Origin of the sequence: Neochlamydia sp. AcF95 (assembly GCF_018342455.1) — a bacterium.
Lineage (GTDB): Bacteria > Chlamydiota > Chlamydiia > Chlamydiales > Parachlamydiaceae > Neochlamydia.
Map to the genome: position 1 here is coordinate 68,599 of NZ_JAEMUC010000043.1, position 13,686 is coordinate 82,284.

7 protein-coding genes and 2 tRNA genes are annotated in these 13,686 nt (G+C 39.0%); 2 read left to right on the forward strand and 7 right to left on the reverse strand.

The window, feature by feature from the left end; all coding sequences use genetic code 11:
* Window positions 1–130: 130 nt before the first annotated feature.
* From NEOC95_RS04675 to NEOC95_RS04705, 7 genes are all read right to left on the reverse strand, one after another.
* Entirely contained in the window at window positions 131–2,878 is a 2,748-nt protein-coding gene (locus NEOC95_RS04675; protein ID WP_213151882.1) for a hypothetical protein, read from the reverse strand.
* Between the two features lie 660 nt (window positions 2,879–3,538).
* Window positions 3,539–4,459 (reverse strand): hypothetical protein, encoded by a 921-nt coding sequence (locus tag NEOC95_RS04680; protein WP_166158380.1) that lies wholly within the window; start codon window positions 4,457–4,459, stop codon window positions 3,539–3,541.
* A gap of 167 nt (window positions 4,460–4,626) precedes the next feature.
* Window positions 4,627–5,883 carry an ATP-dependent Clp protease ATP-binding subunit ClpX gene (clpX, locus tag NEOC95_RS04685; RefSeq protein ID WP_166158384.1) on the reverse strand — a complete coding sequence of 419 codons (1,257 nt, stop codon included), beginning with the start codon at window positions 5,881–5,883 and terminating at the stop codon, window positions 4,627–4,629.
* Between the two features lie 17 nt (window positions 5,884–5,900).
* Window positions 5,901–6,506, reverse strand: a complete 606-nt coding sequence (locus NEOC95_RS04690; protein ID WP_166158387.1) for an ATP-dependent Clp protease proteolytic subunit — start codon at window positions 6,504–6,506, stop codon at window positions 5,901–5,903.
* A gap of 63 nt (window positions 6,507–6,569) precedes the next feature.
* Window positions 6,570–7,904 carry a trigger factor gene (tig, locus tag NEOC95_RS04695; protein WP_213151884.1) on the reverse strand — a complete coding sequence of 445 codons (1,335 nt, stop codon included), beginning with the start codon at window positions 7,902–7,904 and terminating at the stop codon, window positions 6,570–6,572.
* 110 nt (window positions 7,905–8,014) lie between these two features.
* Window positions 8,015–8,086 (reverse strand) — tRNA-Gly (locus NEOC95_RS04700).
* A 33-nt stretch (window positions 8,087–8,119) separates the two neighbouring features.
* Window positions 8,120–8,191: transfer RNA gene (locus NEOC95_RS04705), tRNA-Gly, on the reverse strand.
* 774 nt (window positions 8,192–8,965) lie between these two features.
* Between NEOC95_RS04705 and NEOC95_RS04710 the strand changes: the two genes are divergently transcribed.
* On the forward strand, window positions 8,966–12,451 hold the full coding sequence (locus tag NEOC95_RS04710) for a DEAD/DEAH box helicase (RefSeq protein ID WP_213151886.1): 3,486 nt from the start codon (window positions 8,966–8,968) through the stop codon (window positions 12,449–12,451).
* Between the two features lie 64 nt (window positions 12,452–12,515).
* Window positions 12,516–13,562, forward strand: a complete 1,047-nt coding sequence (locus NEOC95_RS04715) for an MreB/Mrl family cell shape determining protein (RefSeq protein WP_174232801.1) — start codon at window positions 12,516–12,518, stop codon at window positions 13,560–13,562.
* Window positions 13,563–13,686 lie beyond the last annotated feature (124 nt).

Sequence of the window (13,686 nt, forward strand, 5' to 3'; positions counted from 1 at the left end):
TTTAATATTAGACATTCTTACTTAGTTTTTTAATAAGCTTTTGAGATTAAGTAAGTTAAATTTTCTCTTCTCAACTGCTCTTTTCTTTATAAAATATAAATCTTTATTTTAAAAATTATTTTTAATATTTTTATACGGCCACTTCTAAAGCTGGATTGGTTCCTCCCATTTTGATGGTACCCGTATTGACAGCAGGAGCAAGCATTAAATCGTTGGCATAGACTAGCTTATTGGCAGGGTCCATCAATCGCTGGGTGAAGGTATATAGATCTAAAGAAGGCTTAATGTAGTCTTTAAAACTTTCTACGGTTGCTTCAAAAAGAGCCTCATTTTCTGTCTTTTTTATGCTGTCTAAATGGTCAGCAATGCTTCTGACTAATGAATAAGGTTGTGCGGCATCATGAATATCTTTAGCATTAGCATTTGCCGGTCCCACCAGGAGATCGGCGAGTTGCTGAGCTTGCTCTTGAGCTTTCTTTAAGCCTAATACGGGTAGATATACAGCAGTAATACTGCTTAAAAGCTCTTGGTGTAGGTTAGCTTGGGAAAGAGGATTGTTCTCAAGGGTGGCAGAGAAAGAAATGCCAGTAGCTACTCGGCGAGCTTCGTCTTTAGCCAACCCTTGTAGTCCCAGTTGATATTGCAAGTGGTCTCTTAAAGTAGCTTGAGAGATTTGTTCGGTGTTTGCTAATAAAGCAGAGGCAACTTTGTTGGCAATTTCAGAAGGCGTAGAGATTCCAGCAAGCGTTAAATTGCTGGCTAAATTACTAATGAACCGATTGGTATCTAAATCATTAGGAGTAAAGAAAGGATCGCTTGTAGCAGTAGGAGCAACACCTGCTATTGAACTGGCTATTTGTAAGGCGTCATTCGAAGAAAAACCTTGAGATTCCAAAGATTTTTTTAAGCCATCTCTAAAATCAACCTGAGAGGTAAAAAGCGGATCATAAAAGGCGGTAGAAGCAGCAGAAAGTGCATCAGCGGCCTGCTGACCTGTAATTCCGTTTTTAGTTAAGTTTTGGGCTAGGTTATTAAAAAATTGATTAGAAGCTGCTACAGAAGAAGTTTGCTGAAAAGAGGCTAAAACAGCATTTTGAAGCATTTGTTGAAGAGCACCTACGCCACTTGAGGGTAAACCTGCTTGTAATCCTAGAGCATTAGCAATTTGAGTAGATAACTGCTGGGCGGCATAGGCCTGGACAAAAGGATTAGAAGCAAAATCATTGATGCCTACCCCTTGTCCAGTTAAGCTAGCAATGGTGGATGAGCTGAGACCAGTCAAGCCTAATAATTGGGCGCCTAAACCAGATTGCCCTAAGGAAGAGGACAGTAAACTTAAAGCTACTCCTGCCGATGAGAGATTGATGAGCGCGCTTAAAGTGTTTAAAGCCTGGCTAGCGGCAGGGTTATCATTAAGGTCTTGTAAAGCAGAGGATAAGCTATTTTGAGCGATAAGATGCGTAACATTGCTAATAAAGCCTAAGGCTAAAGCTTTGCTTATATTGACACCATCAATAGTCCGGCCAGCTGCATCATTTTTTAGTAGATCAATCATCTGCTGGCCACTCACCAGGGAAGCACTGGCCAATATATTGGCAGTGGCTACTAAGGATACATCAATCGTTCCTGGTTTTAGCACAGCACTAAATTTTTGATAATAAGCATTTTGATTTCCTTGGTTATGAAGCCTTGCGACGATGGAAGGCTCTAGAGAGGCTGCAATAGAAGCTAAGCCTGCAGTGTTGCTGTTGCCTGCTGCTGAATTGTTATTTGTCATCATTTGAGAAGCAAAGGAAGCAGGAAGACCCATTAAAGATGTTTTAACGGGTAAGTAATAATCAAGAAAGTCTCGCATATCTAGATTTAACTTTAAGCCCTTGTTGATTTGCCCTACGATAGCAAAGGTGAGCTGAAAAAGAGGTAAATAGATCGATTCAATTAAATCGGTAGGAGTGGCAGTGGGATAAGGAGTAAGCAACGGGATGGGCGAGGCATTAATGACGGCAGGGACATCTACGGGAGCTGGAGGTGCAGAAGAGGCTACAGGTAAAAGAGGAGCATAGGTAGAGAGTAATTCTTGTGGGGGAAGAGGCTCTAACCCATATCTTGCTCTTTTTTCGTTAATCTCGGCTAGCTTTTGATTGTTTGCGGTTGCTTGATTGTTATAAGCGTTGACAGCGTCATTGTAAGCATTAATTGTCTGATTACGGGAAGTGACATAGTTATTATAAGTATTAACAGCCTGATTATATGCCGCTTGTGCAGCATTGTAAGTAGCAGTGTTTTGGGCATATTCTTCAGCAGAAATATTACCGGCTAGAAAAGCTTGCGTTTGAGCTTGATAAAGGGTGTAGGCATTATTAAAGTTAATAGCTGCGTTATGGATACTCGTGGTGCTGCTATTATCTTGGGAAACACCACTATTGTAGTCAGAAATTGGTATGTTTACTGAATTAATCCCATCATTAGCTGCTTGATTGAATTTTTGAGTTTCAGCTTGTAGAGCTAGAAGTTCGTTAAGGATTTGCAAGAGATTATTCGCATTATCGATAGAATTTTTGTAAAAATTGGATCGAAGCAGATTAATGAGGGCACTTTCGTCGTATGAGCTTTGCTTATTCATACGTGTTGCAAGAGAAATTACTTGCAGATAAGAGAGAAGGGAGGGCTTGGGAATTTGAGGATTATCAGGATTAAAAATAACCAATCCTGGGTCAGCTAAAGCTCTACTAGCTAAGGTATCACCGGAAACTTGCGTAGAGGATGGGGAGGAAACCGAGGGGGAAGCATTGGAATTGGCTTTCAGCCCAGGGTCAGCGGCTGAGATGTTTTCAGTCGAAGGGTCTTGCTGGCTATTATTTGATACAGGGCTAACCATATTAACATCTCCTGTCTTTAAGGCCTGGGTATTAGAAACGAAAAATTCTTAAGCATTATTTTCTTTGTAGGGAATGTAAATGCAATGTGTATGCCTAATAGATTTTTTAGAAAGAAATTTTCTAAACCTTATAGTTTAATTATATTAAAAAATAAATTTACCATCAATTGTTTTTAAAAAAAAATATTTATATTTTCTTTTTTTATGAGTAAATTAAGGTTTAAGAGGCTTACTTCATAAGTTTTAAGCTCGGCATTAATAAAAAAGATCACTTTATAATTTTTATTAAGCTTATGTGGCCGATCCACTGGCTTGCTATTCAGCGTAGCTTTTTTTCACTTTTTGAGTCCCTTTATGCCAACTAGGGCAGCACAAACCCTCCTTTAAAAAGGAGGGTGTAAAAGGTAAAGTCTTCGCAGAAATCAGGCCAATAAATTTACATTTAAGCTACAAAAGTTTTTTAGAAAAGCTGTTTTTTATTGGAAAGTCTATTTAAGCTGTCCCTGCTGATGCAGATACTTAATAAAAAACATTTTAGAAATTTGTCTGTCATCAATTTTTTTTATTCTTTATCTTTGAAGCCTAGCAGGATGATCAAATGGCTGGGTTAGCAAAGCTTATTTTTTTGATATAAGCCAATAGAGAAGAGGGAGGAGCGAGCTAATGATTATTAAAATCTTTCCAAAAAGAGTGGTGATGGAAAATTTGGCTAGCTTGAGGAAATAGCCTTCTTTCAATAAATTTACGCCAGGACCTAGAAATCTGGTCTAGGTTAATTTCCAAAGCTCCATAATGGGCATTGGGCATGGTGTTATGGATGTTTAAAGCGTCTATAAGCAATTTAAGCCAATATCTAGTATGCGAGAAATCATCTTCCAAATACAAGGCCGAATAGCGTATGACTTCAGGAGCCGTACGGTGGGTAATCATCCATCCTATGATGCGTTGTTTATAACGTAACGCTAAGCTATTTTCATATTCTATTAAGTTTTTTTCTCTTCCTAAAGGAAAAATGTAGTCGGGAATGCTCATCTGTTCCTGACGATGCATAAGATCTTGTCGTTCTTTATGAGTGATCTTCTTAAAAAGAAGTTCTTCAAAGCCAGCTTCTAAGGTAATATTTTTGTTCTGCCACCAGTGGAGATTAAAATCAGAGCGTTTAAAAAGACATTCGACAATTAAAGGCCTAGGGCCTTGCCACTTTTGCTCTAAAAACACCTTTTCCCATATAGAAGCCATAGGGCTTTCTTGAATGTAAGAAAAGGTTACTAAGGTGATAGAGAGCGAAGCTAGAAGCCTGGACATTTCCTCTAGAAGAAGCCGTGCCAGACGAGGATTAACATGGTGCTTGTCCAAATTTAACGCATGGATGTGAGCAGTATGCAACTGCAGGTGTGCTGTCGCTAAGATAATCCCTACCGGTTGCTCTTGCTCAACCAAGCCAATCCCATAGACAGGCGATTGGATTTCATAAGGATCTTGGCCCTTTAAGCAGCTATGCAGGGAGGAAGGTAGAAGTTGAGCGTAGCTTTCGCGAAGGCTTGCCTCTTGCAAGGGAAAGGTAAGAGGCGTAGCTTTCATGATAAATCCTGTAGGACAAGCCAACCAACGCGGTGGCTTTTAAAAAATTGAAAAGACTTTAATCCTCCTCCTTGCCAAGGAGTTGCGCCTGAGTAAAAGATTTGCCTTCTAACCCATTAGTTGCCTAAGGAGTGTTTTAACAGTTATTATGCATTTTCAAACACTCTTCAAGCAATCTTTTCAGTGTTTCTCTTAATCAGAGGCGCCTTTAAATCGGTAATGGTTTCTTTATCGATGATAATTTCTTCGATGCTGCTGTCAGAGGGAACTTCATACATTAGCTCTTTCATGCTACTTTCCAAAATCATCCGTAAAGCCCTTGCGCCTGTGCCAGCTTCCATTGCTTTATGAGCAATGGCATGGAGAGCTTCGTCTGTAAAGGTAAGCTTTACTCCCTCAAGTTCAAACATAGCCGCAAATTGCTTGGCAACAGCGTTTTTAGGCTTAATTAAAATATCTTTTAGATCTTCTAGTTTAAGTTCATTACAGTTGGCGATACTATTGAAGCGACCAATAAACTCAGGAATCATCCCAAATTGAACAAAATCTTCAGGCTCAGCTTTCGATAAGAGCATGCTCTTTTGGTTAGGATCGATACTTTCTTTAGATTCATTAGTAAATCCGATCGTGCTTCTTCCCAAACGCTTAGCTACCATTTTTTCAAGGTTTACGAAAGCTCCTCCTACAATAAATAGAATATTTTCTGTGTTAACTTTTATATATTCTTGGTTAGGATGCTTACGTCCTCCTTTGGGAGGTACATTAGCTATTGTGCCTTCAACTATTTTTAGAAGAGCTTGTTGCACGCCTTCACCAGAAACATCGCGGGTGATAGAAACATTCGCGGTGGTGCGGTTAATCTTATCAATTTCATCCACATAGATAATTCCCTGCTCAGCTTTAGCTACATCATAGTCAGCCGCTTGTAATAGACGCAGGATGATATTTTCAACATCCTCTCCCACATAGCCAGCCTCGGTAAGTGTCGTAGCATCAGCAATAGTAAAAGGGACATCGAGTATAGTTGCTAGTGTTTTAGCTATTAACGTTTTTCCTGAGCCGGTAGGACCAAAAAGAAGAACGTTAGATTTGCTAAAATCAATTTTATTTTCCGCATCTTCTTTATTTTTATTTAGCGCTTGTAAACGCTTGTAATGATTATAGACTGCCACAGAAATTGTTCGCTTGGCACTTTCCTGGCCAATAATATATTCATCCAACCGCTCTTTAATTTCTTTAGGTTTTAATAGCTTTAGCTCATGATTGGGTGTCTTTTTTTTGTCTAAAATTCCTGCACAAAGGCGAACACATTTATCACAAATATAGACGTTGGGTCCTGAAATAAGCTTTTCCACAGCTTCTTCTGAACGGCCACAGAAAGAGCAGGAAACTACTTCTTTAAGAGGCGTAGGTTTTTTTGACATCTTGACCTTTAAATAAATTATTTTTTAGGTGTAACAACTTCATCAATTAAGCCATACTCTTTTGCTTCAAGAGGACTCATATAAAAATCTCTTTCCGAATCTTGAGCAATTCTTTCTACTTTTTGTCCTGTAGCTTCAGCCATAATTTCATGAATGCGCTTTTTTAAATAAAGAATCTCTTTAGCTTGCAAGGCAATATCAGCAGAAGATCCGCCGACACCTCCAATAGGCTGATGAATCATAATCCGGCTATTAGGTAAGGCGTAGCGGTGGCCTTTTGTGCCTGCGGCTAGTAAAAGAGCTCCCATGGAAGATGCTTGGCCTATACAGTAAGTATTGATGCGGCAGCCCATCCATTGTAGGACATCGTAGATAGCTAAACCAGCAGTAATGTAACCCCCCATAGAGTTGATGTAAAGATTGACATCTTTTTTAGGATCTTCCATCTTTAAAAATAGAAGTTGAGCTACAACTACATTGGCTACATGATCAGTGATATCGGTTCCAATAAAAACGATGCGGTCTTTAAGTAAGCGGGAAAAAATATCCATCGATCGCTCGCCGCGCCCAGTATCTTCAATCACATAAGGGGTCAATGAGCTTTTTGGTCTTTCTTCATTCATAACAATCCTTCTTTCTTGTAGCTTCTTCAAACTTATAAGATGAAATATTCAGCAAGTCAAGTATTAATCTATATGCTGGGCTTGTTGGACAAGAAGGTCCTTAGTTTTTTGAGTGATTAAAAAACTATGCAGTCTTGCTCGCATATCTTCTGGTTTCATCGATTCGTTAATAAGAGAAGTCTCTTGGCTGAGCATTTGTTTCATAAACTCTTGCATGATTTCTTCTTGGGAAACCTCTATTTGATGATCGTCGGCTACCTCGCGTAGAAGATAGAATAGGCGATAAGTATTTTCAATGTTTTGAGTGATCTGCTGTCTGGCTTCTTCAGATTTTTTTTCAAGCTCCTCGGGGCTTAAGTTTGCTGCCCGAATATTTTTAAGCGCTTGCATGATTTGCAATTCTTTATCTTCTTTTGTCAATGAATAGGGAATATCAAACGGATATTTTTCTGCTAGCTGTTTTTCAATTTGGCGTCGTTGCTCCAGCTGGGCATACTCATCTGCACGCTTCTCTAAGTTTTTTTCAATACGGGCCTTTAATTCTTCTACGGTAGGAGCTCCGACTTTGGCAGCTAGCTCATCATTGAGTTCAGGAAGAAGGGCTTGTTGATGAGCTGTGATGGTAATTTTGCAGCGGGTAGGCTTGAAATTTGTAGGCTCAGAATGATCATGCGTAGGATCTTCACAAGTCTGTGCATGGGTAGAGTCTTGCTCACTCATGCCCTCTACGACGTCGTTAACATTTTTGCCAATAAGAAGATTGTATAACCATGCTCCTATCTTGCTCTTTTCTACCTGAAAGCGGGAGTCTTTACAGATTTCAAAGCCTTCATCCATATTTTCAATAGTTAAGTTAACGTAATCCCCTTCAATAATAGGATGATCTGCCTTATCTTCCCAAGTCGCATGCGAAAGTTGAATTTGCTGCAAAATTTCTTGGATCTGAGCAGGGCTAACAGGTTCCTTTTGGACTTTTTTAACGGTCAGTTCATCTGGCTTGACTTTTGGCACCCGTGGCTCTGCTTCATATTCGATGACTAAGTGGGCCCCTTTTTCAAGAGAAATTTCTTTAATTTGTGGGCGTTGGATGGCATCCCTACTAAAAGGGTAAGCGTGGGTAAGTTCAAGAGCTTCCTGGAAAGCAGTGTTGACAAGAAGATCGTTCCATTCTTGGTCGACAGGAGCTTTATAATTTTGCACGATAAAATTTTCAGGAGCCTTTCCTTTACGGAAGCCAGGCAAGGTCACTTCTTTATTAACATTTTTAATAGCTTTCTTGTAGGCCGCCTGAGTTGCTAGAGGAGAGACAGTAATCTCGAGTTTTATTTTACATCCTGGTGCACGTGAAAAAATAACATGAAGGTTATCATTTTTATATTCGTTTTGTTGAGCTGGCACAAAAATACCTCATAATAAAAGATGGGGAGGAAAATAGAAAAAACTACTTATTTCAAAGGAGCAAAATTTTAAATTATCATAATCGGAAATTAAGAAGATATTGCTAAAGTAGCGGGTGATGAGATTTGAACTCACGACACTCACGTTGGCAACGTGATGCTCTACCCCTGAGCTACACCCGCAGTCTATTTCCTATGCATAAAAAGTTTGTCAATAGCGGGTGATGAGATTTGAACTCACGACACTCACGTTGGCAACGTGATGCTCTACCCCTGAGCTACACCCGCACGATTTTTAAGCGCAGAAGTGGAAGTATAAAAATATAAAGCTTTTCTAACAAGAAAAAAAGAGAGGTCACTAAAGGCTGTACGAAGAGGGTCTTTTTAAAATTTAAAGGCCCCTTAAGAAAAAAGTTTGGATGGAGACGCTTTAAGGATTATTTAGCTTCCACAAAAGTTGTATAATTTAAAAGATTAACAGGAGATATTTCGTGTTGCATTCATACTGAATGTTTTTGGCTGCCAGAAAATAAGATTTCTTTGTTTTCATAAAAATAAAAAGAAAAAAAATAGAGGTGCTCTATGAAGTTTAAGGCAAAAAGGCTAAGAAATAGAGCGATTCATGGTAAGCTTAGAGCCGATTATTTAGGGGGATTTTAAGCTTTAAGGAACATTAGATAAAAAAAGCTAAAGAATTTTTAAAAAGAGATGTGGCAAAGGCAAAAAATGCTAGCCAAATCTACAAAATGGGCAACTAAATCTTTAAGGAGTAAAGAGGAAAAGACTTTAAATAGTTAAAAAATACCATGAGTGAGGATTAAAGCTATACAGGGATAAATATAAATTACAAGGAAGGTAAGGCAAAAGATAGGGAATGGGGGCCTTTTTTAGCTCTACTTTTTCTTAAAAATGTAGAGGGTAGGGGCAAAAAAAATATAATAATACTTGAATTTATTTACGAATTTTAGTTTGTTTTGACAACATGATCTTAACTTTATATACTGCGCCGATGTGGACAGTAGCTCTTACCCTTCATTAAATATAAATTTTTAAGAATATAACATGCTAAACTTTCGAAAGCTTAAGCAAGATTACTCGTCTGCTTTATTAAAAGATGGAAAAGCTCTCTATGAAAAGGGGACAGTTTCGTCGGCAAAAATCGTCACTTTAGACGCTCAGCGTGTCCGTTTGAGTTGTAAAGTACAGGGGGCCTTTGAAAAAACTTACAATTGTGAAATAGAAATCGATCGGCGTGAATCAACTACCATAGATTCAGATTGCGATTGCCCTCATCAATATGACTGTCAGCATTTATCTGCTGTTTTGTTTTATTTAGAAGCGCATTTAGATGAAACTATTGTAAAATACTCTAAAGAGACCGATCTAGGCAAAAATCCAGCTATTGATGAATCTGAAAAGGAGACCCTACGTGAAACCTTTAAAGAAGCGGAAACTAAAGAAACGGTTCGCCGCAACAAAAAGCAGCAAAAAGAGCTGCTTATAGAATATGTAGGTGCCTCGGATGTCTTAGGAAAATCTCCTTTTTTTCTTCCCGAAGAAGAGCTAATACAAGATAAAGCAGAATTGGCTATCATCTTTTCCAATATAGCCCCTACCTCCACGCAATCTTATGTGGAAGTGCAGCTAGCTTTAAGGTTGCCCTTTCGTTCTAAGCCTTTAAATATCGCCAATGCTCGAGAGTTTTTGGATTCTTTGTGTTATCAAGAGCCTTTTTACATTGGAAATAAACGTTATTATTTCACTCTGCAATCTTTTGATGAAGATAGTGCCCAAACTCTTAAAATGCTGATGGATTTTGCGCGTTTCCCTGAAATAAAAGAAGATCGCAATTTACGCCTTATATACATTGATTTAGAAGCTTTTGGAAACCTTCTTGCTCAGGCTTATGAGGGAGCTATTGCTCGTCCTAAAGCTTTAAATACCTCCTATGAAGCAGAGGCTGAACATCCCTTGCTGCCTTGCTTTTATTGTGGTACTATGGAAGAGCCTTTACGCTATTCAGGCCAGTTTGGGAAGCTGCGTTTTGAATTAGAATATATAAAAGCAGATAGCCCTAAAATCTTGGTTAATCCCACTTTAATGATTGATGATGATCAGCGAGTAACTTTACCTGAAGTGCGCCTCTTTGAATGTGCCAAGCCTGGCTTGTTGTATCAGAACAACTATTATAGATTTCAACCACGTATTCGACGCAAACATCTCCGTAATTTGCCAGCTATTCGTGATGTAACCATCCCTGAAGCTCTTTTTGGAACTTTTGTAGAAAATTCTTTACCTGAGCTTATGCGTTATGCAGATATTTATAATCGTGAGATTATCGATCGCTTTGTAACCCTGCCTTTTGTGGGTAAACTACGTGCTATTTGCGATATAAATTATTTAAATGGTGAGCTAGAAGCAGCTTTACAATTTATTTATGATGATATTGTTGTACCAGCGGCTCCCTCGCAAATTAATCCTAATCACATCTTACCCTTTGTCACCAAAGAAGGAATTTTAGCACGTAATTTGACTGAAGAGCAAAAAATCTTACGAGAACTCTTTCAAGATTTTATTTATGATCCCTCGACCGGTTTTTTTATTGCTAAAACAGATAAAAAAATTATTGAATTTATGACCGATACTATTCCTCATAATCAAGATCGTATTAAATTTAATTGCCCTGAAAATCTTTTAGATCAATTCATTTATGAAGAGACTCAATTCAAAATTCACCTTAAAGAAACCGAGCGTATTGACCAGTATGAAGTGCACATTAAGGTGAATGGGTATTTAAACGGCTTTACTTTAGATATGTTGTGGGAATGTTTATCGACAAAGCGTGCTTTTGTAGAGCTAGCACGAAAAAAGAGCACTAAAAAGAAAGATTCAGCTTCTAAATCGCATAAAATTCTCGTTTTAGAGCTCGATAAACTGGCGCCGATTATCCAATTACTAGATGACATAGGGGTTAAACAGCTAGCAGACCATGTACAGGTTTGCCCTTTGTGGAGCTTATCAAGTATCGATGTCAAGGCTTACCAAGGTTTACCTGTAGATATTACCATGAGCCCTAAGCTAAAACTCATTCAAGAGCAGATGTTAGGCATGGCTATTCCTTGCACAAGTGTTATTCCTAAAAATATTCAAGCCTCGCTTAGATCCTATCAAAATGAAGGGGTAAGCTGGCTTAATCGTTTACGTGACATGCATTTGAACGGTATCCTAGCTGACGATATGGGCTTAGGAAAAACTTTGCAATCGATTATTGCAATTACACAGCATAAACTTGAACATCCAAAAGCTATTTCTCTCGTTGTTTGCCCTACTTCTTTGGTTTATAACTGGAAAGAAGAGATTGGTAAGTTTAACCCTCAGCTTAAAGTATTAGCTGTAGATGGCACTCCTACGCAACGTAAAAAATTATTAACCTCTATTCGAGACTTCGATGTCATTATTACCTCTTATAGCCTTTTACAAAAGGATGTAGATTTTTATATTACTATTAAGTTCGGTTATTGCATTCTAGATGAAGCCCAGCATATTAAGAATCGTGGAACCCGCAATGCCAAATCGGTGAAAATGATACAGGCCGCTCATCGCCTAATCCTCACAGGTACACCTATAGAAAATTCATTAGATGAGCTATGGAGCTTGTTTGACTTTTTAATGCCTGGCTTGCTCAGCAGTTATGAAAGGTTTGTGGAAAAATATATTCGGCATCCTTCCCAGCCAGCCGGCTCCCAACTAGAAATTTTACGCCACAAAGTTTCTCCTTTCATTTTACGGCGCATGAAGCAAGACGTACTTTCCGAGCTGCCGCCTGTCTCTGAAATTGTCTATCATTGCCATCTTTCAGAGGCTCAGCGCGAGCTTTATCATTCTTATGCTGCCTCGGCAAGGGAAGAACTCTCTAAGCTAGTCAAGCGGGAGGGCTTTGAAAAAATTCAGATTCATGTGCTGGCTACCCTGACTCGTTTGAAACAGATTTGTTGCCATCCAGCAATCTTTGCTAAAGACAAAGCGGAAATGGGTGATTCTTCTAAATACGATATGTTGATGGAGTTGCTACAAACTCTTATAGAGGGAAAGCATAAAACTGTCATTTTCAGCCAATATACGCGCATGCTTAATATCATGCGTGAAGATTTACAAAGGCAAGGTATACCTTTTGAATATCTTGATGGAGCGAGTAAGAATCGTTTAAATATTGTAAAAAAATTTAACGAAGATCAAAATATCCCTGTTTTTCTAGTATCTTTAAAGGCCGGAGGTACTGGACTAAATCTTGTCGGAGCTGATACAGTCATTCATTATGATATGTGGTGGAACCCGGCCGTAGAAAATCAGGCAACAGATCGTGTGCATAGAATTGGACAAAAAAATGCCGTTTCAGCATATAAATTGGTGACACTCAATACCATCGAAGAAAAAATCATGGAGCTGCAGAATCGTAAAAAAGGTCTTGTGAAAAAAGTCGTAAGCTCAGATGACGAAGCTATCTCGAAATTGACTTGGGAAGAGGTGTTGGAGTTGTTGCAAACATAAAAGGTACAATAGAGGCCACATGAGTAAGAAAAATCAATTAGGAATCAAAGATAACTTTAGTAAAATGGCCCGTTCTGCTTTTGGGCAGCTTACTAAGTTCCGTGGCGTCTTCTCAAATGATATTGGTATCGATCTTGGAACAGCTAACACCTTAGTTTTTGTTAGAGGAAAAGGCATCGTTTTAGCAGAGCCTTCCGTTGTGGCGGTTGATTCTACTACTAATGAAGTTCTGGCTGTCGGCCAAAAAGCAAAAGCGATGTTAGGCAAGACTCCTCGTAAGATACATGCCGTCAGGCCGATGAAAGACGGGGTTATCGCGGATTTTGAAATTGCCGAAGGTATGCTTAAAGCTTTAATTAAACGTGTGACACCTTCACGTAGCTTATTTCGACCTAAAATTCTTATCGCTGTTCCTTCAGGTATCACAGGAGTAGAGAAGCGTGCAGTAGAGGATTCTGCCCTGCATGCTGGTGCTCAAGAGGTCATCCTTATAGAGGAGCCTATGGCTGCAGCCATTGGAGTCGATTTGCCTGTCCATGAAGCTTCTGCTAATATGATTATTGACATTGGAGGAGGGACGACAGAAATTGCTATTATCTCTTTAGGGGGCATTGTAGAATCCCGTTCTTTAAGGATTGCAGGTGATGAGTTTGACGAGTGCATTGTCAATTATATGCGCCGCACTTACAATTTGATGATCGGTCCTCGAACTGCGGAAGAAATTAAGATGACCATTGGGTCAGCTTATCCCTTGGGAGGCAACGAGCTAGAGATGGAGGTCCGCGGACGCGATCAAGTGGCAGGGCTGCCTGTAACCAAAAGAATCAATTCCGTAGAAATTAGAGAATGCTTAGCTGAACCTATTCAACAAATTATTGAGAGCGTTAAGCTGACGTTAGAAAAGTGTCCTCCTGAATTAGCGGCCGATTTGGTGGAAAGAGGCATGGTTTTAGCCGGAGGGGGGGCTTTGATTAAAGGAATTGACAAAGCCTTGATTAAAGAGACTGGCTTACCAGTCATCATCGCTCAAAATCCTTTACTTGCCGTATGTTTGGGCACAGGAAAAGCTCTAGAATATTTGGATAAATTTAAAAGACGTAAACAACTGTAAATGATAGGTAAATAGGTAAGCATTAGCAGGCAAAGTTTAAAGCTAACCAAGCTAATCTCAAGATCTCAAGAGACCCAACATTTAAAAAAATCTTAGATGCTTTTAAGAGAATGCTAAAAATGAG

Bases quoted from the DNA above. Each gene is read 5' to 3' on its own strand.
- NEOC95_RS04690 (WP_166158387.1), bottom strand. From the start codon at position 6,506: ATGAATGAAGAAAGACCAAAAAGCTCATTGACCCCTTATGTGATTGAA.
- NEOC95_RS04710 (WP_213151886.1), top strand. From the start codon at position 8,966: ATGCTAAACTTTCGAAAGCTTAAGCAAGATTACTCGTCTGCTTTATTA.
- NEOC95_RS04715 (WP_174232801.1), top strand. From the start codon at position 12,516: ATGGCCCGTTCTGCTTTTGGGCAGCTTACTAAGTTCCGTGGCGTCTTC.
- NEOC95_RS04675 (WP_213151882.1), bottom strand. From the start codon at position 2,878: ATGGTTAGCCCTGTATCAAATAATAGCCAGCAAGACCCTTCGACTGAA.
- clpX (WP_166158384.1), bottom strand. From the start codon at position 5,883: ATGTCAAAAAAACCTACGCCTCTTAAAGAAGTAGTTTCCTGCTCTTTC.
- NEOC95_RS04680 (WP_166158380.1), bottom strand. From the start codon at position 4,459: ATGAAAGCTACGCCTCTTACCTTTCCCTTGCAAGAGGCAAGCCTTCGC.